Here is a 17,904-nt window from a genome sequence, read left to right on the forward strand (position 1 = left end):
TGGCGCCCCGCCTGCTAGCATCAGGTTCCCACCGTCTTCCAGCCTCCCAAGCCATGACCCGCACCCACGAAGAGCAGCGCCAGGCCCGGCGTTCGACCTGGATCAGCGTCTGGGTCAATGTGTTCCTGGCGGCTGCCCAGGTGGTGATCGGGGTGTTCGCCCGCTCTCAGGCCCTGATCGCTGACGGCCTGCATTCCCTGTCCGACCTGGTGGCCGATGGCGTGGTGCTGTTTGCCGCGCGCCATTCCCATGCCGAGGCCGACGCGGAACACCCCTACGGCCATGCACGTTTCGAGACGGCCGCCTCCCTGGCCATCGGCCTGATCCTCGTGGCCACGGGTGTGGGCATGGTCTGGACGGCCGGGGTCAAGCTGCACGAGGGCCAGAACCTGGGCGCCGTGCACCCGCTGGCGCTGGTGGCCGCGCTGATCACGCTGGTCGCCAAGGAGGGTTTGTTCCGCTACATGCGGCGCATCGGTGAGCAGCTCAAGAGTTCCATGCTGATCGCAAACGCCTGGCATGCACGCGCGGATGCGGCTTCTTCCCTCGTGGTGGCGCTGGGCATAGCTGCCAACCTGCTGGGCTACCACAGCATGGACGCGGTGGCGGCGGTCATCGTGGGTTTCATGATCGTCAAGGCGGGCTGGGATTTCTCGGTGGATGCCTTCCACAGCCTGACCGACCACGCGCTCGACCCCGAGGAGATCGAGCGCATCCGCCGCACGGTGCAGGCCATCGATGGTGTGCTGGACGTGCATAACCTGCGCACGCGACGCATGGGCGACTGGGCCGTGATCGACATGCATGTGGAGGTGGGCACGCATCTCTCGGTGTCTGAGGGGCATTACATCGCCGAGCAGATCAGCGCGCAGGTCAAGTCCGCGCACCGGGTGGCCGAGTGCACGGTGCACATCGATCCCGGCACGGTGCGCCATCTGGCCCGCGTGCTGGCCTTGCCGCCGCGGGACCGGGTGCTGGCTCGCGTGCAGGAGCTGCTGCGCGAGGCGCCGGCCGCGCTGCGCCTGCATTATCTGGAAGGCGGGCTCGAGGTGGAGATCGAACTGGCCCGGCCCCATACGCCGGACGAGCTGTCGCGCCTGCAGCGCGAATTGCAGACGGCCCTGGCCAATCTGGGCCCTCTGGCCCGTGTTACGGTGGCCGGCCCCGGCACAAGGTCCTCGACATGAAACACCCCTCCACCCTGCCCGAAATGCAGGCCCGCTACGGCGAAGGCTACCGCTGGCTGCTGCTGCTGGCCGTGATGGTGGGCACCATGGCCTCCATCATGTCCTCGACCATCATCAACGTGGCCATCCCCGACATGAGCCACCAGTTCGTGCTGGGCCAGGAGCGCGCGCAATGGGCCACCTCCAGCTTCATGGTGGCCACCACCGTGGCGATGTTGTGCACCCCCTGGCTGCTGGCGAGCTTCGGCTACCGCCGCACCTATGTGGTGGCCATGCTCATGCTGCTGGGCGGCGGTGTGGGCGGCGGCCTGGCGGGCAGCTTCGAGGTGGTGCTGGTGGCGCGTGTGGTCGAGGGTCTGGCCGCGGGTGTGGTGCAGCCCATCCCGGCCATCATCATCATGCGGGCCTTCGCTGCCCACGAGCGCGGGCGCGCGGGCGGCATCTTCGGCATGGGTGTGGTGCTCGCGCCCGCCCTGGGCCCCAGCATCGGCGGCCTGCTGGTGGACTGGTTTGGCTGGCGCTCCATCTTCTTCATGGTCGTGCCCTTCTGCCTGGCATCGCTGTGGCTGGCCTTCCGTTATGTGCCCACCACTTCGCCCGGGGGCAGCGCGCCCGATCGCCACGGCAATCGGCTCGATTGGCAGGGCCTGCTGCTGGCCACGGTGGGTACCCTGTGCCTGCTCAACGGCATGGTCGAGCTGCATGGTGCGGCCGGGCCGCAGGCCTGGGCCCTGCTGGGCCTGGCCCTGGCCTGTACGGTGGTGTTCATACTCTGGCAACGGCACCAGGCGCGCCGCGGCGACATGCCGCTCATGCATCCGGACCTGTTTGCCTTCCGTTCCTTCGCCATGGGCAGTCTGGTGGCCTTCATCTACGGCACGGCCCTCTTCGGTTCCACCTACCTGCTACCGCTCTACATCCAGATGGCCCAGCAGCTCTCGGCCTCGCACGTGGGCACCATCATGCTGCCGGCCGGCCTGGTGCTGGCCGTGACCATTCCGCTGGCCGGGCGCCTGTCGGACCACTGGCCCATCCGGGTGCTGATCTGCATCGGCCTGGGCCTGCTGGCTGTCTCTTTCGCGCTGATGCTGACCCTGATGCCGGGCATGGCGCGCCAGACCGTGCTGGCCTTGCTGGTGGCCTGGGCGATCCTGGGTCGTATCGGCCTGGGGTTCATCCTGCCCTCGCTGAACAACGGGGCCATGGCCGGGTTGGAGCCGCGCCTGATCTCGCAGGCCTCGAGCGCCATCAATTTCCTGCGCATGCTGGGTGGCGCCGTCGGTGTGAGCCTGTGCGGCATCGTGCTGGAGTGGCGCATCGCCGTGCATGGCGACAGCCTGGCCCGCGGCGAGACCAGCCCCGCGCGACTGGCCGCCTTCGACGAGACCTTCGTGATGCTGGCCGGGGTCTGCGCCCTGGCCATGCTGGCGGCCTGGCGCATGCGCAGCACACCGCGCGGGCAGCCCGAGCCGAAGGAGGCCTGAAACCATGTGCCAGCTGCTGGGCATGAACTGCAATGTGCCGACCGATGTGCTGTTCAGCTTCGCCGGCTTTGCCGAGCGCGGCGGGCGTACCGACCACCATGGCGATGGCTGGGGCATTGCCTTCTTCGAGGACAAGGGCCTGCGCCATTTTGTCGACCACCAGTCGGCCGCCGAGTCGCCGGTGGCCGAGCTGATTCGCCACTACCCGATCAAGAGTCGCAACGTGATCTCGCACATCCGCAAGGCCACCCAGGGGGAGGTGACGCTGGAGAACTGCCACCCTTTCGTGCGCGAGCTCTGGGGCCGCTACTGGGTGTTCGCGCACAACGGCGACCTCAAGGACTACATGCCGCGCCTGCACGGCAGCTTCAGGCCTGTGGGCCACACCGACAGCGAGCGCGCCTTCTGCTGGCTGATGCAGGAACTGGCCAAGTCACATGCCAGCGTGCCCAGCATTGCCGAGCTGACCTTGACGCTGCGCGAGCTGGTGCCGCAGATTGCGAAACACGGCACCTTCAATTTTCTGCTGAGCAATGGCGAGGCCCTGTGGGCCCATGCCTCGACGAACCTCTACCACGTGGTGCGCCAGCACCCCTTCGGCAGCGCCACGCTGCGCGACGAGGATCTGAGTGTGAATTTCGCCGAGCACGCCGCGCCGGGCGACCGCGTGGCGGTGGTGGTGACGGCCCCGCTGACCACCGATGAGCAGTGGACGGCGTTTGCACCGGGTGAGTTGCGGGTTTTTGTGGACGGCACGCCCGCCAAGGGCTGAGCCGACGCTCAACGCACTGTCAGTGCGGTTTCCAGCGCGTCGATGAACATGGCCGCCACGTCGAAGCCGGCCTGGTGCGTGATTTCCTGGAAGCAGGTGGGGCTGGTGACGTTGATTTCGGTCAGGCAGTCGCCGATCACGTCCAGGCCCACCAGCAGCAGGCCGCGCGCGGCCAGCACCGGGCCGATGGCCCCGGCAATTTCCAGATCGCGCGCGCTCAGGGGCTGGGCAACACCCTTGCCGCCGGCTGCCAGGTTGCCACGCACTTCGCCGCCCTGCGGGATGCGCGCCAGCGCGTGGGGCACGGGTTTGCCGCCGATGACCAGGATGCGCTTGTCGCCCTGGGCGATGGCCGGCAGGAACTTCTGCACCATCAGGGACTGCGCGCCGTCGCGGTTCAACGTCTCGATGATGCTGCCCAGGTTCATGCCGTCGTCGCGCACGCGGAAGATGCCCATGCCGCCCATGCCGTCCAGCGGCTTCAGGATGATGTCGCGGTGCTGCGCGTGGAAGTCGCGCACGGCCTGCGCGTTACGTGTGACCAGCGTAGGCGTGGTGAATTGCGGGAATTCCAGGATGGCCAGTTTTTCGGGGTGGTCGCGCAGTGCGCGTGGTTTGTTGAAGACCCGGGCGCCTTCACGCTCGGCCTGCTCCAGCAGATGGGTGGCGTAGAAGAACTCGCTGTCGAAGGGTGGATCCTTGCGCATGACGATGGCGTCGAAGTCGCGCAGCGCGGCCAGGCGCTGGGCCGGTGCCAGCGGTGATTCGTGGAACCAGTGCTCCTCGTGGCCGGTCAGGCGGATGCGGCGCACCGGCGCCTGCACGCCGGTGCTGGCCGTCCAGCTCAGGTGCTGGGGCTCGCAGGCGGCCACCGTGTGGTTGCGGCGCTGGGCCTCGCGCATCATGGCGAAGGTGCTGTCCTTGTAGGTCTTGAAGGATTCCAGCGGGTCGGCGACAAAGAGCAGGTTCATGGATGGCGCAACAGGGCTAGCGGTGGCCGGAAGTCTCTCACGAATCCTCGGAAGACATACGGCAGGGGTCCTGCAAGCACGCGTACCGCCCAGGGGCAAAAGCAAGGACTGGACCAGCCGCCCGGCCCGATTACAATGCCCAGGACCCCAAAGAGCAAGATTCGTGCCTTTATGAAATTCACCATCCTCCGCTTCCTTCTGTGCGCAGCCTGTGCACTGAACGCGGGCGTGGCCAGTGCCGAGAAGGCCGATGCCAAGAAACCGATGAACATCGAGGCCGATGCCCTGCGCTATGACGATCTCAAGCAGACCAGCGTCTTCAGCGGCAATGTGGTGCTGACCCGGGGTTCCATCATCATCAAGGGCACACGCATCGAAGTGCGCCAGGACCCCCAGGGTTACCAGTTCGGCGTGGTGACGGCCGAAGCCGGCCAGCGCGCCTACTTCCGCCAGAAACGCGACGGCGAGGACGAATACATCGAGGGAGAGAGCGAAACCATCGAATACGACGGCCGCGCCGACGTGTTCAAGCTGATCAAGGACGCCCGCCTGCGCCGCCTGCGCGGCACCCAGGTGGCCGATGTGGTGACGGGCAACATCATCCAGTACAGCAGCCTGACGGACGTGTTCACGGTGGACGGCGGCCCGCAAAAGGGTGGCGAGCGCGTGCGCGCCACGCTGACACCGCGCAACGAGACGACAGCGGCCCCGGTGGCACCACGCCCCGGCCTGCCCCTGCGCAATGACGACACCTTGGGCGGAGGACGCAAGTGAGCGACAGCCAGCAGATGGTAAGCGGGGCTGTGCCCGACTCCCAGCCCGACTCGGCGATCGCCCAGGACACGCAGCCCGGCGCCGACACCAGCCGCCTGGAGGCGCGCCACCTCAAGAAGTTCTACGGCAGCCGCGAGGTCGTCAAGGACGTGGCCCTGACCGTGCGCAAGGGCGAGGTGGTGGGACTGCTGGGCCCCAACGGGGCGGGCAAGACCACCTCCTTCTACATGATCGTGGGCCTGGTGCGTGCCAGTGCCGGCGAGATCCTGATCGACGACGAGCGCGTGGAGCACATGCCCATCCACCAGCGCGCGCGCATGGGCCTGAGCTACCTGCCGCAGGAGGCGTCCATCTTCCGCAAGCTCAACGTCGAGGACAACGTGCGCGCCGTGCTGGAGCTGCAGCGTGACGAGGCCGGCAAACCGCTGAGCAAGGGCGAGATCGAGAACCGTCTTACCGCCCTGTTGCAGGACCTGCGCGTGGAGACGCTGCGCTTGTCGCCCGCGCTCGCGCTGTCGGGTGGCGAGCGCCGCCGCGTGGAGATCGCCCGCGCCCTGGCCACCCAGCCGCGTTTCATCCTGCTGGACGAGCCTTTTGCCGGTATCGACCCGATCGCGGTGATCGAGATCCAGCGCATCATCAGTTTCCTCAAGGCGCGCGGCATCGGCGTGCTGATCACCGACCACAATGTGCGCGAGACGCTGGGCATCTGCGACCACGCCTACATCATCAGCGAGGGCCGGGTGCTGGCCCAGGGCACGCCAGCCGAGATCGTCAACAACGCCGATGTGCGCCGGGTCTACCTCGGCGAGCACTTCAAGATGTGAGGGGGTCCCCCCTGCACATCGGCTTGGCATCATGAAACAGGGACTGTCGCTACGGGTCTCCCAGCACCTGGCGCTCACGCCCCAGTTGCAGCAGTCCATCCGTCTGCTGCAGCTCTCTACGCTGGAGCTGAACCAGGAGGTCGAGCAACTGCTCGACGAAAATCCCTTCCTTGAACGCGCCGACGACAGCGTCGAGCGCGAGGCCCATGGCCTGGAGCGTGCCGATACGCCGGTGGCACAGGACGAGGCGGAATACGACTACAGCAGCAGTAGTGCGTCGTCCAGCGATGGACCGGACGACAGTGCCACCACCAGCCTGGAGATCGAGGGCAACTGGGAGGGCGACGGCAGCGTGGACATGTCGCCCGACGACAGCGAATGGGGCGGCGACGCGCCGGCGCGCAACGGCGCGCGCGAGGACGACGAAGCCGACGCCACCGAACTGGCGCGCAGTCAGGAATCGCTGCCGGACTTCCTCAAGCGCCAGGCCCTGTCCCTGCGCCTGAATGCCGTCGACCGCGCGGCCCTGCTGTTCCTGATCGAGTCGCTCAACGACGACGGTTATCTGGAAGACACGCTGGAGTCCCTGGCGCAGGGCCTGGCTGGCGACGATCTGGAGCAGGTGGAGTCCGTGCGCGAGCATTTCGAGCTCGCGCTGCGCCTGCTGCAAAGTCTGGAGCCCACGGGTGTGGGCGCGCGCAACATGGCCGAATGCCTGCGCCTGCAGCTGCACGCCTTGCAGGCCGATGCGATGAGGGGTGCGGCGGCCTTGCCGGAGCCCGCGGTGGTGGCGCAGGCCCTGCGCATGATCGAGCAGCCGCCCGAACTGCTGGCGCGGCGTGACCTCAAGAAGCTGGCACAGCTCTGCGGCGGCAGTGAAGCCCTGACGCGCGAGGCCCTGGGTCTGGTGGCGCGGCTGGAGCCCAAGCCCGGCCGGCGCTTCGTCAACGTCGAGCGCAACGTCATCGTGCCCGACGTGCTGGTGCTGCGCAGCGGCAATGGCGCGCAGACCCGTTTTCGCGTGCAGCTCAACCCGGACATCATGCCGCGCCTGCGCGTGCACGACATCTATGCCAACGCGCTCAAGGGCCACAAGGCCGGCGGCCGCGAAGGCGACAACTACGCCGCGCTGCAGCAGCGCCTGCAGGAGGCGCGCTGGTTCATCAAGAACATCCAGCAGCGTTTCGACACCATCCTGCGCGTGAGCAGCGCCATTGTCGAGCGGCAGAAGAACTTCTTCATGCACGGCGAACTGGCCATGCGCCCGCTGGTGTTGCGCGAGATCGCCGACGAGCTGGGTCTGCACGAGTCCACCATCAGCCGCGTGACCACGGCCAAATACATGTCCACGCCCTTTGGCACCTACGAACTCAAGTACTTCTTCGGCTCGGGCCTGGGCACCGAATCCGGCGGCAACGCTTCGAGTACGGCGGTGCGCGCGCTGATCAAGCAGTTTGTCAGTGCCGAGAACGCCAAGAAACCCCTGTCCGACAGCCAGCTCTCCGAGATGCTCAAGGAGCAGGGCATCGAATGCGCGCGCCGCACCGTGGCCAAATACCGCGAGGCCTTGAAAATAGCTCCCGCCAACCTGCGCAAAGCGCTCTGAATGGACGCACTGTGAACCAGCTGCAATTGTTTCTGCCTTGCGCCGCCGGCGTGGAGGACTATCTGGCGCCCGAGATCCTGCAGATCACGGGTCTGCCGCCGGGGTGTGTCACCAAACAGCGCGGCGGGGTGGCGGTGCGCACCTCGTTTGCGCAGGCCATGCTGCTCAACCTCTACAGCCGCCTGGCGCAGCGTGTGCTGGTGTTGCTCTCGTACACCGAATACCGCAGCGAACAGGATCTGTACCGCGCCGCCATGGCGGTGCCCTGGGAGCAGTGGTTCACACCTAAGGAAAGCATCAAGGTCGAGGTCACGGCGCAACACAGCCCGCTGACCTCGCTGAACTTTGCAGCGCTGAAGGTGAAGGACGCGGTTTGTGACCGTTTTCGCGAAACCTCGGGCGGCGTGCGCCCCGATGTGGACACCCAGTGGCCCGACGTGCGGATCTACGCCCACCTGACCACCGACAGCTGCTCGCTCTATATCGATACCTCGGGTGAGCCGTTGTTCAAGCGCGGCTGGCGCGAGGACAAGGGTGATGCGCCCCTGAAGGAGACTCTGGCCGCGGCCATGATCGCTGCCAGTGGCTGGGCCGATGGCGACGGTGACCTGCTGCCGCTGTACGACCCCTGCTGCGGCAGCGGCACGGTGGTGATCGAGGCGGCGCAGATCGCCTGCAACATCGCGGCCGGTTCGCTGCGGCGTTTCGCTTTCGAGAAATACCGGCCTTTCCGCGCCCAGGAGTGGGCCGCCATGAAGGCCGAGGCCGCGCAGGCCGTGGTCAAGCCCGAGCCCGGCCAGGCGGCGCTGATCTACGGCAGCGACGTGTCGCACCGCATGGTGGACTTTGCCCAGCGCAATGCCCAGCGTGCCGGTGTGGCCGACGTGATCGAGTTCCGCGGTGGTGATGCACTGCAGCGCATGCCGCCCATCGAGGGCGGTGGCGTGATGTTGCTGAATCCGCCGTATGGAGAACGTATCGGCATCGGTGGTGTGGCAGGCGAGGGCGAGGGCGCGCGCTTTGGCGCGCGTGAGCTGGCGCAGACCGACGAGGGCGTGGAGTTCTTCAGCCAGCTGGCCGCCCACTGGAAGAAGAACTACAGCGGCTGGACGGCCTGGGTGCTTACACCCGACCTCAAGCTGCCGGGCAAGATGCGCCTGAAGGAGTCGCGCCGGGTCCCCATGTGGAACGGCCCGCTGGAGTGCCGCCTGTTCAAGTTCGACATGGTCAAAGGCTCCGCGCGGGGAAAACCCGTAGAGACATGATCGTCATCGACACGAATGTGGCGCTGGACCTGCTGGTCTTCAGCGACCCGGCCACGCAGCCGCTCAGGGACGCGCTGGCGGCAGGCCGCTTGCAGTGGATCGCCACGCCGGTGATGCGGGAAGAGCTCTTGCGGGTGCTGGCCTATCCGCACATCGTGTTGCGCTTGAATCACTACCAGCTCAACGCCGACGGAGTGCTGGCAGCTTTCGACCGCCAGGTGCGCCTGGTGGATATTGCTCCCAAGGCGCCCATGGTCTGCAAGGACCCGGACGACCAGAAGTTCATCGATCTGGCCGTGGCACATCGCGCGCCTCTGCTGAGCAAGGACAAGGCGGTGCTGCGACTGAAGAAACGCCTGGCTGCGGTGGACGTGATCGTGCAGAGCGCTATGCCGGCTGCAGCATGAAAGTCTCGGCGCGACGGGCGTTGCGCCCGGGGTCGCCCGGGATGAACCGACCCTACAATCCCGCACCTTCTCTTATGACGGTTTTGCCATGAACACTCCCGCCTCCACTGCAGTCTTGCAACCCGAAGATTTCGACGAGCTCGATGCCATCCTTGATGAGCTGCGCACACGCGACGAGGAAATCCCCCAGTGGGAATTCTGCGAAGGTTTTCTGGCGGCGCTGGTCTGTTGCCGCCGGTCCGTCCCGCCCGAGGAATACCTGCCCATGCTGCTGGGCGCGGAGGACGCCGGGGCGACCGCGCCCTTTGCCGACGCAGCGCAGCGCGAACGCTTCCTGGCGCTGTGGGCACGGCGTTGGCAGGAGGTGGCGGCAGCGCTGGACGCCGAGGTCGAGAACCTGGAGGACGAGGCTGCTTACCAGCCCGAAGTCATGGACGTGCGCGGGGCCATCGCCGCACTGCCCGCGGAGGAGCAGGCCGAACTCGGTGACGAGGTCCCGGCTTTTGCCCAGGTCTGGGCCCTGGGCTTCATGTTTGCCGTGGAGAACTGGCCTGAAGACTGGGCCGCGCCGCGCGACAAGGAAGCCGCCCAATGGCTGGACGATGCGCTGGAGACCATCGTGGCCATGACTGAAGACGACACTGGCGTGCCTGAGATCTCACCTTTTGGTGACGACACGCCGCCTTCGGTCAGCATGGAGCGACTCAACGCCTTTGGCGACGCCATCTGGGCTGTCTACGACCTGCGCGAGCTTTGGAAAAGCATGGGCCCGCGCGTGGAGACGGTGCGCAAGGCGGCCGAGCCGGGTCGTAACGACCTTTGTTATTGCGGCAGCGGCAAGAAATACAAGAAGTGCCACGGCGCGACCTGAGCCTCGCTTAGCGGAAGAATGTCCTCAGCGCAGCCGCCGTCTCGGCCGGCAGTTCTTCGGGGATGAAGTGCCCGGCCGGTAGCAGTTGGCCGCTGACGGTGGCGCTGCACTGGGCCTGCCAGAGTTCCAGCGGTTTGAAGAGCCGATGCACCACACCCCGCGCGCCCCAGACCACCAGCGTGTCGCAGGCGATCTTCTGGCCGTGTGCACGGCTGGTCCGGTCGTGCTCCAGATCGATGCCGGCGCTGGCGCGGTAATCCTCGCAGGCGCCGTGGATGGCTTCGGGTCTGCAGAAGCAGCGCTCGTATTCGGCCAGGGCCTGCGCTTCGATATAGGCCAGCCCCTGGGATCCCCAGCCGCCGAGCTTGGCGTGCAGATAGGTTTTCGCATCGGCGCCGATCATGCGCTCGGGCAGAGGCCAGGGCTGGATCAGGTGGAACCAGTGGTAATAGGCCCGCGCGAATTCCATGTCGGTGGCGGCGTACATGTCCAGCGTGGGTGCGATGTCGATCACGCAGAGCTTGTCCACCTTCTCAGCGTGGTCCAGGGCCAGGCGTGCCGACACGCGGCCGCCCCGGTCATGGCCGCAGAGGAAGAAGGTCGTGCAGCCCAGCTGGTCCATCACGTCCACCAGGTCCTGCGCCATGGTGCGCTTGCTGTAGTTGCCGTGGTCCGGCAGGCCGGCGGGTTGGGACGAGTCGCCGTAGCCGCGCAGGTCGGGCAGCACGATCCAGTAGTCGTTCTGCAGCTGTTGCACAACGCGGTGCCAGAGTACATGCGTCTGAGGGAAACCATGCACCAACAGGAGCGCTGGCTTGTGGCCGCGCGGCGCAACCGGCACGCGGGCGTTGATCTGTACGCCGTTGACATCGAAACGGCGGGATGCGAAGCCTTCGAACCAGGTGTTCATGCCAGGAGTTCGTTGAGACGTCGCAAGGCGTGCAGGACGGTCGCCGCGCGCACCGCAGCGCGGTCGCCAGGAAAATTCATTTGCTCGGCCAGCAGGCGGCCGGGCTGCGCAAAGCCGAACCAGACCAGGCCCACGGGCTTGTCGGGTGTGCCACCCGTGGGGCCGGCCACGCCGGTGACGGCCACGGCGACCTGGGCCCGGGAACGGGCCAGTGCGCCGGTGGCCATGGCTCGCGCCACTTCTTCGCTGACGGCGCCGTGCTTCTTGATGAGGTTCATGTCCACGCCCAGCAGTTCGACCTTGGCGGTGTTGGAGTAGCTCACGAAACCGCGCTCGAACCAGTTGCTCGAGCCGCTCAGATCTGTGCAGGCGCCGGCAATCAGACCGCCGGTGCAGCTCTCGGCGGTGGCCAGCATCCATTGGCGCTGCTGCAACTGCGCGGCCAAGCGTTCGACCAAGGGCTGTGTTGCGCTGCTCATCAGAAGAAGGTGCGCCAGAGCGCGATCAGCAGCAGGGTGCAGAAGGCCGCCACCAGGTCGTCGAGGATGATGCCCCAGCCGGCCTTGGCCCAGCCGTGGCGTGTGCGGCTGGGGTCCATCTCGTGGTACAGCTTGTCAGCCCAGCCCACCGGGCCGGGTTTGGCCGCGTCGAAATAGCGGAACAGGGCAAAGGCCAGCAGCTGTTCAGGCCAGCCTGCGGGCGTGATCAGCCACAGCACCAGCCAGAAGGCGATCACCTCGTCCCAGACGATGCAGCCCGGGTCGCCGGCCTGCAGGTCACGCGCGGTCACGCTGCAGGCCCACCAGCCCACGGGCAGGGCGATCAGCAGCAGCAGGCCCCAGCGGGCCTCGTTCATCCAGGGTTGCAGCGCCAGAAAAGCAACCCAGGCCCAGAGCGTGCCCACGGTGCCGGCGGCCTTGGGGCTGAGTCCGGCGCCAAAGCCCAGGGCCAGGATATGGGCCGGGTGCGCCAGCAGGAAACGGCCGTTGGGCCGGCTCATGGGGGGGCGCAGGGGGCTGGGGGCGTTCATGCGCAGATTATGGTGGAGCGCCGGGCGCGGCCGCCATGTCGCGCAGCCACTGGGCCCAGTAGTCGATGCAGGCACGGATCTTGGGCAGGCGGTGCCTCTCCTGCAGCATGACGGCGTACATGGGCACGCGCCGGTCGGTGAAGTGCCCCTGCAGCACGGGCACCAGCAGCCCGCGTTCCACCATGGGTTGCGCCAGCAGGTCCATCAGCCGGGCGATGCCTACCCCCTGCTCGGCCAGGGCCATGATCACCGAGGAGTTGTCGGTGCGGGTGTGGCCCTGGATCTGCAGCACGGCCTTCTCGTCCTGTCCGGCCAGGGGCCAGCGGTTGAGGATGGGGCTGGCGCTGTTGCCGATCAGCCGGTGCCGGGCCAGTTCATCGGGGTGCTGTGGTGTGCCGTGGGCGGCCAGGTAGGACGGTGCGGCGTAGAGCGAACGACCATAGTGCCCGATCTCAAGGGCCACCAGGGTCTCGTTGTTGATCGCGCCGGTGCGGATGGCGATGTCGATGCCGTCTCGTGCCATGTCGGCGATGCGGTCGTCGGCGTTGATGTCCACCTGCAGCTGTGGGTAGCGCTGGTACAGGCCGTTGAGGCTGGGCGCGATCACGGCCTGGGCCACCAGGGGGCTTACGCTCAGGCGCACCCAGCCGCTGGGGCCGCCGAGTTTGCCGTGCAGTTCGCTGGCGAGTTCGTCGCGGGTGTCGAGCAGGCGCCGCGCATAGGCCAGGAAGGTGTCGCCCTCGTCGGTCAGGCTCAGGCCATGGGTCGTGCGGTGCAGCAGGCGCACGCCGCAACAGGCCTCCAGCCGGGCCAGGGCGCGTGTGACCTGGCTGACCGGCACATTGCGCTCGCGCGCCGCGGCCGACAGGGTGCCCAGTTCGGTGATGCGGATGTAAAGGGCGACGTCGTCCAACTGCAGTTGCATGACAGGCAGTATGGCTGGGTTTTGCAAAAACCGCAAAACCATATTGGTTTTGCTGCCGTTTCCGACCTGGGCTTGCCTGCATAAAGTGCAAACCATCGTCACTCATCAGGAGCCCACCATGCGCACAGCCCCGACCCCTTCCAACGTTGTCTCCGTGGATTTTGCCGCCATGCACGACCAGGCCCGGCGGCGCGCCCAAGTGCTGCGGCGCGAGGCGGTGGATGACTTCTGGCGTGGCGCCGACGCCGCCTGGTCGGCCGGCCTGGCCACGGCCAGGCGCAGCGCCCAGCGGCTGGCCCACAGCTTGGCCCGGCATGGTCGTACGCGCCAGGACCCGACCTCCAAGCTGGAAGGCTGAACCGTGCCGACGCTGCAGCTGAAGCTGTCGCCGCCGGTGGCACCCGCCGTGCAGACGCTGCTGGCGCAGGACCTGACCCGTCTTGCGGCCCAATGCCTGGGCAAGCGGCCGGAGGTGACCGCGCTGATGGTCGAGCCCATACCCGCCGCGCAGTGGTACATCGGCGCGCAGGCCGAACCGGGGCCGACGGCCTGGCTGGAGATCAGCATCACGGCGGGCACCAACTCCCCGGCGCAGAAAGCCGACTTCATCGCCGCCGCCCACGCTGTGTTGCAGCGCCATCTGGGTAGAGAGCAGCCGCTGGCACCGGCCAGCTACGTCATCGTGCGCGAGTTGCCTGCGGGCGACTGGGGCTATGGCGGTCAGACGCAAGAAGCACGACAGCAAGCGCGCAGGCTCGTCGCAACGGAACCAGCCTAGGCGAAGTGATCGAAGGAGGCGTAGGGGCCAGACCCGGAAACGGGCCGGCCTTGTGCGTCGACCAGGTGCAGGCCGGGTTCGGCCTCGACGTGGCCGATGCGTGTCACGGGCGTGGCCGCCAGCCGCGCGGCCGCCAGCACGGCGTCGTGTCGTGCCGCCGGCGCCGTGAACAGCAGCTCGTAATCGTCACCCCCGGCCAGCACCAGGGCGAGGCGCTCTTCCATGGTCAACGTCACGTCTTGCGCCGCCAGCAGGGGAGCGGCGAGCGAGGTGTCGATGCGGGCGCCGCAGGCCGAGGCTCGCAGGATGTGGCCCAGATCACCCAGCAGGCCGTCGCTGACATCGAGCGCCGCACTGGCCACGCCACGCAGGGCCAGACCCAGGGCTACGCGGGGCGTGGGCTGTTCCAGCCGTTGGCGCGTGGTCTGCAGCGTGGCGGGTGGCACGGTGCGCCGGCCCTGCAGGGCTTCGAGGGCCAGTCGTGCATCGCCCAGTGTGCCGCTCACCCAGAGCTCGTCACCCGCTTGTGCGCCGGAACGCAGCAGGGCCAGGCTGCGGCCCTGCACCACGGGTATTTCACCGAAGACCGTGATGCAGATATTGAGCGGGCCGCGGGTGGTGTCGCCGCCGATGAGCTGGCAGCTGTGTGCGTCGGCCAGCGCGAACAGGCCGCGGGCGAATGCGCCCAGCCAGGCTTCGTCGGCACGGGGCAGGGACAGCGCCAGCGTGAAAGCCAGCGGGCGGGCGCCGCAGGCGGCCAGGTCGCTGAGGTTCACGGCCAGGGCCTTGTGGCCCAGGGTTTGCGGATCCACCTCGGAAAAGAAGTGCCGGCCCTCGACCAGCATGTCGCTGGAGATGGCCAGCTGGGTGCCTGGTGCGGCTTGCAGCAGGGCGCAGTCGTCGCCGATGCCCAGGGCCACGGCGGGGTGGGCGGGTGTGCCGCTGCGCTGGAAGTAGCGGCGGATGAGCTCGAATTCACCCATGCCGTACCGGTTCCGTGGCGGGGGTTTCGCGCGGCGGCCAGAAGAAGCTCAGCGGCGCGCGCCGCACGCGGGCCCGGATGGCCGCGTACAGGCGCGAGCGGTCCACACCCGTGACGTTGTGGGCGCGCAGCGCAAGACGGAAGGCAAAAAAGAAGCTCACGCCGACGTTGAGCACGCCGACCAGAAGAACCGAGGCAACGCACCACCAGAACAGGGGCAAGGACAGCATGTCCGGACCCAGGGTGACGGCGGCCGCGCTCAGCTGGCCCGCGGAGAGGGTGACGTGGCGCACGTCCAGGCCCAGGCCAAAGAAGGCCGCGAAGGCCGGCACCAGGCCCAGCATGAAGCCCAGCGAGATGTTGGCCGCCAGGCCCGAGATGTTGTGGCGCAGCCAGGTAGCCCAGCGGTCGGCACGTGCCTCCCCGAGCACGGCGGTGACGCGCGGGTGGTAACGCAGGGCCGAGTCCATGCGCTGCAGCACGAACCAGTTCTCGGTCCAGCCCGCGATGATGCTGGAGGCAAAGAGCAACACGCCGGTGAAGGCCGCGAACAGGGCCGTGGGGCCGAACAGCGTGAGCGACTGCAGCACGTGCTCAGCCTTGTCCGCACTGAGCGGCGCATGGCCCGCGGCCAGCCAGTACGCGCCGCACAGCAGCAGCACGCAGGGGACCACGAGGGCCAGGTTGCCGATCACGGCCGCCACCTGGGAGCGCACGAGGTGGCTGACCTCGTCGACGAATTCCGTGACCGCCTCCGGCGCCTGCAGGTCCTTGAGTTTGGCGGCCATGGCGGGTGCCGTCATGGCGGGCTGCTTGGTGGCCACCGTCCAGTGCAGCAGTTGCACGAGCACGAAGCACAGGGCGTAGTTGAGTCCGGCGGCAAAGCCGCTCCAGAAGGCCGACAGGCCCAGGCCCAGCAGAGCGAACTTCAGCAGCGTCGTCACGGAGATCAGGGCGCCACCGCCCGCGGCCTTGCGCATCATGTCGGTGTATTCCGCGCGGTTGCGTGTGATGTAGTGCTCGCCGGTCTCGGCGCTGCGCTCCGCCACCTTGGCCGCCAGCAGCGAGGAGTTGCTGGCGATCAGCGCGCGCAGGCTGCGGTTGTTGTGGCCGGTCTGGATCAACTGGGCCAGCAGCTTGCCGGTGCCCACGGCGTCGGGGGCCAGCAGGGCGTCGAGCAACAGGCGGCAGCGCAGCACACGTGCGCGCAGCTCGCGCAGGCGGAACACCACGTCCACCGAGATGCCGTGCTCGTCCAGGTGGGCATAGACGCTGCTGGCGGCCTGACGGCAGGCCTCCAGCTGGCTTTTGAAGGACAACACGGCCGTCTCCAGCGCTGCCGCGTCCAGCGGGCGCTGGTTCAGGGCGCGGCGCAGGGTTTCGAAATGGACCAGCAGCTCGCGGAAGGCCTGCAGCTGTCGCGCAGGGTTGTCCATGCGCAGGCGCAGTTCGGGGGCGTAGCCGATGGCGCAGATCTGGCTCACGCAGCAGGCGATGGACTCTTCCAGCGCCACGCACCAGGGGCGCGAGCCGGCGGCGCTCAGGCCCAGGGCTGCGGCCAGGCGCCGTTCGGTTTCTTCGTCCAGGCGGCCCAGCCAGGCGGCGTCGAATTCGTGTGGAAAGAGCAGTGAGTAAAGCTCGGAGGCGTCGCGGGTCTGCGGCGTCGCAGGCAGCAGGTGGTGCAGCAGGCGGCTGAAGAATTCGCTCAGGAAGGCCGGGCGCAGGGCAAAACCGTGGTCGGCCAGCAGGGTGGTGCCGTCCACGCCGTCCAGCAGGGCCAACCACCAAGCCTGGGCCCGCGTGCGCAGCTCGGCGTCGTTTTCCAGCCGCTCGATCAGCAGCTGCAGACGCTCCAGGGCGGTGGCCGCCGAACTGCGGTCACCGCGGATCCAGTCCAGCAGGTCGAGCAGCCAGAGGTGGCGCCGCACCTGGGGGGCCGCGGGGTCGAGCGTGCCCAGCAGACTGAGAAGATCACGCGACGGCATGGCGGGTGTCCGGCGTCAATGCAGGGTGCGCGTGCCGCCGCCAGCGCTCAGCGCATCGAGCACGAACATGGGGATGTCCACGTCGAAGCGTTCACCATCTTCGGCCACGAAGAAGTAGCTCCCGTGCATGGTGCCGGTGGGTGTGCGCAGGCGCGTCCCACTGGTGTATTCAAAGGTCGTGCCCGGCTGCAGCAGGGGCTGCTGGCCGATCACCCCCAGGCCGCGCACCTTTTCGGTATGACCGCTGGCGTCGTTTACGTTCCAGCTGCGCGCGATCAGCTGCGCGGGAATGTCACCGGTGTTGGTGAGGGTGACGGTGTAGGAGAAGACATAAAGTCCCTGCGCCGGAGCCGACTGCTCGGGCAGGTGGCGTGGCTGGACTTCGACAAGGATCTGGTACTTGGCCATATATAGTCCGGCATCGTACCTGCGAAAATACCCGCATGAGTAAAACCTACCGCATCGCCCCTTCCATTCTCTCGGCCGATTTCGCCCGTCTGGGCGAGGAGGTGCGCCACGTGATTGCCGCCGGTGCCGACTGGATCCATTTCGACGTGATGGACAACCATTACGTGCCCAACCTGACCTTCGGCCCCATGGTGTGCCAGGCACTCAAACCGCATGCGAAGACGCCCGAAGGCAAGGCCGTGCCGATCGATGTGCATCTGATGGTGCAGCCGGTGGATGCGCTGGCTGCGGCCTTTGCCGAAGCAGGCGCCGACCTCATCAGCTTCCACCCCGATGCCTCGGGCCACGTGCATCGCAGCGTGCAGGCGATCAAGGGCAAGGGCTGCCAGGCCGGCCTGGTGTTCAACCCGGCGCAGCCGCTGGACGTGCTGGATTGGGTGATCGAAGAGATCGATCTCATCCTGATCATGAGCGTCAACCCGGGCTTTGGTGGGCAGAGTTTCATCGACTCGGCCTTGCGCAAGGTGGAAGACGCACGCAAGCGGATCACGGCCTCGGGCAAGGACATCCGTCTGGAAGTGGACGGCGGCATCAAGGCCGACAACATCCGCCGCGTGGCTGATGCCGGGGCCGACACCTTTGTGGCCGGCAGTGCCATCTTCGGCAAGCCGGACTACCGTGCCGTCATCCAGGCCATGCGTCAGGCGCTGGCCTGACCGGTC

Annotated in this window: 20 protein-coding genes; 12 read left to right on the plus strand and 8 right to left on the minus strand. The window is 67.4% G+C overall.

Going from position 1 to position 17,904, the window contains the following annotated elements; translation table 11 throughout:
- Positions 1–53 precede the first annotated feature (53 nt).
- Genes AC07NT_RS15625 through AC07NT_RS15635 form a run of 3 tightly spaced genes read left to right on the plus strand, consistent with a single transcriptional unit; the run spans position 54 to position 3,443 of the window.
- Positions 54–1,187: a cation diffusion facilitator family transporter gene (locus tag AC07NT_RS15625; protein ID WP_498599200.1), complete on the plus strand. Its 1,134-nt coding sequence runs from the start codon at positions 54–56 to the stop codon at positions 1,185–1,187.
- The gene (locus tag AC07NT_RS15630) at positions 1,184–2,671 is read left to right on the plus strand and encodes a DHA2 family efflux MFS transporter permease subunit (protein WP_498599199.1); all 1,488 of its coding nucleotides are present in this window, start codon (positions 1,184–1,186) and stop codon (positions 2,669–2,671) included. The genes AC07NT_RS15625 and AC07NT_RS15630 overlap by 4 nt, the downstream gene beginning before the upstream one ends.
- A 4-nt stretch (positions 2,672–2,675) precedes the next feature.
- Positions 2,676–3,443 (plus strand): class II glutamine amidotransferase, encoded by a 768-nt coding sequence (locus tag AC07NT_RS15635; RefSeq protein WP_498599198.1) that lies wholly within the window; start codon positions 2,676–2,678, stop codon positions 3,441–3,443.
- An 8-nt stretch (positions 3,444–3,451) separates the two neighbouring features.
- On the opposite strand, the gene gshB is transcribed toward AC07NT_RS15635, so the two are convergent.
- The gene (gshB, locus tag AC07NT_RS15640) at positions 3,452–4,414 is read right to left on the minus strand and encodes a glutathione synthase (protein WP_498599197.1); all 963 of its coding nucleotides are present in this window, start codon (positions 4,412–4,414) and stop codon (positions 3,452–3,454) included.
- 171 nt (positions 4,415–4,585) lie between these two features.
- Between gshB and lptA the strand changes: the two genes are divergently transcribed.
- The 6 genes from lptA (at position 4,586) to AC07NT_RS15670 (ending at position 10,164) form a co-directional block, all read left to right on the plus strand.
- Positions 4,586–5,188: a lipopolysaccharide transport periplasmic protein LptA gene (gene lptA, locus AC07NT_RS15645; RefSeq protein ID WP_498599196.1), complete on the plus strand. Its 603-nt coding sequence runs from the start codon at positions 4,586–4,588 to the stop codon at positions 5,186–5,188.
- Positions 5,189–5,202: 14 nt separating this feature from the next.
- Positions 5,203–6,015, plus strand: a complete 813-nt coding sequence (gene lptB / locus AC07NT_RS15650; protein ID WP_498599659.1) for an LPS export ABC transporter ATP-binding protein — start codon at positions 5,203–5,205, stop codon at positions 6,013–6,015.
- Positions 6,016–6,046: 31 nt separating this feature from the next.
- Positions 6,047–7,621: an RNA polymerase factor sigma-54 gene (gene rpoN, locus AC07NT_RS15655; protein WP_498599195.1), complete on the plus strand. Its 1,575-nt coding sequence runs from the start codon at positions 6,047–6,049 to the stop codon at positions 7,619–7,621.
- A gap of 11 nt (positions 7,622–7,632) precedes the next feature.
- The gene (locus AC07NT_RS15660; protein ID WP_498599194.1) at positions 7,633–8,886 is read left to right on the plus strand and encodes a THUMP domain-containing class I SAM-dependent RNA methyltransferase; all 1,254 of its coding nucleotides are present in this window, start codon (positions 7,633–7,635) and stop codon (positions 8,884–8,886) included.
- Complete coding sequence (locus AC07NT_RS15665) at positions 8,883–9,293, plus strand: putative toxin-antitoxin system toxin component, PIN family (RefSeq protein WP_498599193.1); 411 nt, start codon at positions 8,883–8,885, stop codon at positions 9,291–9,293. The genes AC07NT_RS15660 and AC07NT_RS15665 overlap by 4 nt, the downstream gene beginning before the upstream one ends.
- An 88-nt stretch (positions 9,294–9,381) precedes the next feature.
- Complete coding sequence (locus AC07NT_RS15670; protein ID WP_498599192.1) at positions 9,382–10,164, plus strand: UPF0149 family protein; 783 nt, start codon at positions 9,382–9,384, stop codon at positions 10,162–10,164.
- Between the two features lie 7 nt (positions 10,165–10,171).
- On the opposite strand, the gene AC07NT_RS15675 is transcribed toward AC07NT_RS15670, so the two are convergent.
- Genes AC07NT_RS15675 through AC07NT_RS15690 form a run of 4 tightly spaced genes read right to left on the minus strand, consistent with a single transcriptional unit; the run spans position 10,172 to position 13,029 of the window.
- Positions 10,172–11,074, minus strand: a complete 903-nt coding sequence (locus AC07NT_RS15675; RefSeq protein WP_498599191.1) for an alpha/beta fold hydrolase — start codon at positions 11,072–11,074, stop codon at positions 10,172–10,174.
- Positions 11,071–11,553, minus strand: coding sequence for a CinA family protein (locus AC07NT_RS15680; protein ID WP_498599190.1), 483 nt, complete (start codon positions 11,551–11,553; stop codon positions 11,071–11,073). The genes AC07NT_RS15675 and AC07NT_RS15680 overlap by 4 nt, the downstream gene beginning before the upstream one ends.
- On the minus strand, positions 11,553–12,104 hold the full coding sequence (locus tag AC07NT_RS15685; RefSeq protein WP_498599189.1) for a phosphatidylglycerophosphatase A family protein: 552 nt from the start codon (positions 12,102–12,104) through the stop codon (positions 11,553–11,555). The genes AC07NT_RS15680 and AC07NT_RS15685 overlap by 1 nt, the downstream gene beginning before the upstream one ends.
- 7 nt (positions 12,105–12,111) lie before the next feature.
- Entirely contained in the window at positions 12,112–13,029 is a 918-nt protein-coding gene (locus AC07NT_RS15690) for a LysR family transcriptional regulator (RefSeq protein WP_498599188.1), read from the minus strand.
- A gap of 118 nt (positions 13,030–13,147) precedes the next feature.
- Here AC07NT_RS15690 and AC07NT_RS15695 point away from each other — a divergent pair, with 118 nt between their 5' ends.
- Both AC07NT_RS15695 and AC07NT_RS15700 read left to right on the plus strand, forming a co-directional pair.
- Positions 13,148–13,387, plus strand: a complete 240-nt coding sequence (locus tag AC07NT_RS15695) for a hypothetical protein (protein WP_498599187.1) — start codon at positions 13,148–13,150, stop codon at positions 13,385–13,387.
- A gap of 3 nt (positions 13,388–13,390) precedes the next feature.
- On the plus strand, positions 13,391–13,807 hold the full coding sequence (locus AC07NT_RS15700) for a tautomerase family protein (RefSeq protein ID WP_498599186.1): 417 nt from the start codon (positions 13,391–13,393) through the stop codon (positions 13,805–13,807).
- Here AC07NT_RS15700 and thiL read toward each other — a convergent pair.
- The 3 genes from thiL to apaG are packed head-to-tail and all read right to left on the minus strand — an operon-like array spanning position 13,804 to position 17,182.
- A complete protein-coding gene (gene thiL, locus AC07NT_RS15705; protein ID WP_498599185.1) occupies positions 13,804–14,790 on the minus strand; it encodes a thiamine-phosphate kinase in 987 nt (328 codons plus the stop codon). The two genes, AC07NT_RS15700 and thiL, sit on opposite strands and share 4 nt — an antisense overlap.
- The gene (gene tlpB, locus AC07NT_RS15710; protein WP_498599184.1) at positions 14,783–16,774 is read right to left on the minus strand and encodes a site-specific recombinase; all 1,992 of its coding nucleotides are present in this window, start codon (positions 16,772–16,774) and stop codon (positions 14,783–14,785) included. Before tlpB ends, thiL begins: the two co-directional genes overlap by 8 nt.
- Before the next feature lie 15 nt (positions 16,775–16,789).
- Positions 16,790–17,182 (minus strand): Co2+/Mg2+ efflux protein ApaG, encoded by a 393-nt coding sequence (gene apaG, locus AC07NT_RS15715; RefSeq protein ID WP_498599183.1) that lies wholly within the window; start codon positions 17,180–17,182, stop codon positions 16,790–16,792.
- Positions 17,183–17,217: 35 nt separating this feature from the next.
- Here apaG and rpe point away from each other — a divergent pair, with 35 nt between their 5' ends.
- Positions 17,218–17,898 carry a ribulose-phosphate 3-epimerase gene (gene rpe, locus AC07NT_RS15720; protein ID WP_498599182.1) on the plus strand — a complete coding sequence of 227 codons (681 nt, stop codon included), beginning with the start codon at positions 17,218–17,220 and terminating at the stop codon, positions 17,896–17,898.
- Positions 17,899–17,904 lie beyond the last annotated feature (6 nt).

This window comes from Hylemonella sp. GW821-FHT10B10 (assembly GCF_059415585.1).

What these genes read in the sequence shown, in the direction of transcription:
- AC07NT_RS15665 (WP_498599193.1), top strand. Translation starts at nt 8,883, where the DNA reads ATGATCGTCATCGACACGAATGTGGCGCTGGACCTGCTGGTCTTCAGC.
- lptB (WP_498599659.1), top strand. Translation starts at nt 5,203, where the DNA reads ATGGTAAGCGGGGCTGTGCCCGACTCCCAGCCCGACTCGGCGATCGCC.
- AC07NT_RS15635 (WP_498599198.1), top strand. Translation starts at nt 2,676, where the DNA reads ATGTGCCAGCTGCTGGGCATGAACTGCAATGTGCCGACCGATGTGCTG.
- AC07NT_RS15690 (WP_498599188.1), bottom strand. Translation starts at nt 13,029, where the DNA reads ATGCAACTGCAGTTGGACGACGTCGCCCTTTACATCCGCATCACCGAA.
- AC07NT_RS15670 (WP_498599192.1), top strand. Translation starts at nt 9,382, where the DNA reads ATGAACACTCCCGCCTCCACTGCAGTCTTGCAACCCGAAGATTTCGAC.
- gshB (WP_498599197.1), bottom strand. Translation starts at nt 4,414, where the DNA reads ATGAACCTGCTCTTTGTCGCCGACCCGCTGGAATCCTTCAAGACCTAC.
- tlpB (WP_498599184.1), bottom strand. Translation starts at nt 16,774, where the DNA reads ATGCCGTCGCGTGATCTTCTCAGTCTGCTGGGCACGCTCGACCCCGCG.
- thiL (WP_498599185.1), bottom strand. Translation starts at nt 14,790, where the DNA reads ATGGGTGAATTCGAGCTCATCCGCCGCTACTTCCAGCGCAGCGGCACA.
- lptA (WP_498599196.1), top strand. Translation starts at nt 4,586, where the DNA reads ATGAAATTCACCATCCTCCGCTTCCTTCTGTGCGCAGCCTGTGCACTG.
- apaG (WP_498599183.1), bottom strand. Translation starts at nt 17,182, where the DNA reads ATGGCCAAGTACCAGATCCTTGTCGAAGTCCAGCCACGCCACCTGCCC.
- AC07NT_RS15685 (WP_498599189.1), bottom strand. Translation starts at nt 12,104, where the DNA reads ATGAACGCCCCCAGCCCCCTGCGCCCCCCCATGAGCCGGCCCAACGGC.
- rpe (WP_498599182.1), top strand. Translation starts at nt 17,218, where the DNA reads ATGAGTAAAACCTACCGCATCGCCCCTTCCATTCTCTCGGCCGATTTC.
- AC07NT_RS15680 (WP_498599190.1), bottom strand. Translation starts at nt 11,553, where the DNA reads ATGAGCAGCGCAACACAGCCCTTGGTCGAACGCTTGGCCGCGCAGTTG.
- AC07NT_RS15695 (WP_498599187.1), top strand. Translation starts at nt 13,148, where the DNA reads ATGCGCACAGCCCCGACCCCTTCCAACGTTGTCTCCGTGGATTTTGCC.
- AC07NT_RS15675 (WP_498599191.1), bottom strand. Translation starts at nt 11,074, where the DNA reads ATGAACACCTGGTTCGAAGGCTTCGCATCCCGCCGTTTCGATGTCAAC.
- rpoN (WP_498599195.1), top strand. Translation starts at nt 6,047, where the DNA reads ATGAAACAGGGACTGTCGCTACGGGTCTCCCAGCACCTGGCGCTCACG.
- AC07NT_RS15625 (WP_498599200.1), top strand. Translation starts at nt 54, where the DNA reads ATGACCCGCACCCACGAAGAGCAGCGCCAGGCCCGGCGTTCGACCTGG.
- AC07NT_RS15630 (WP_498599199.1), top strand. Translation starts at nt 1,184, where the DNA reads ATGAAACACCCCTCCACCCTGCCCGAAATGCAGGCCCGCTACGGCGAA.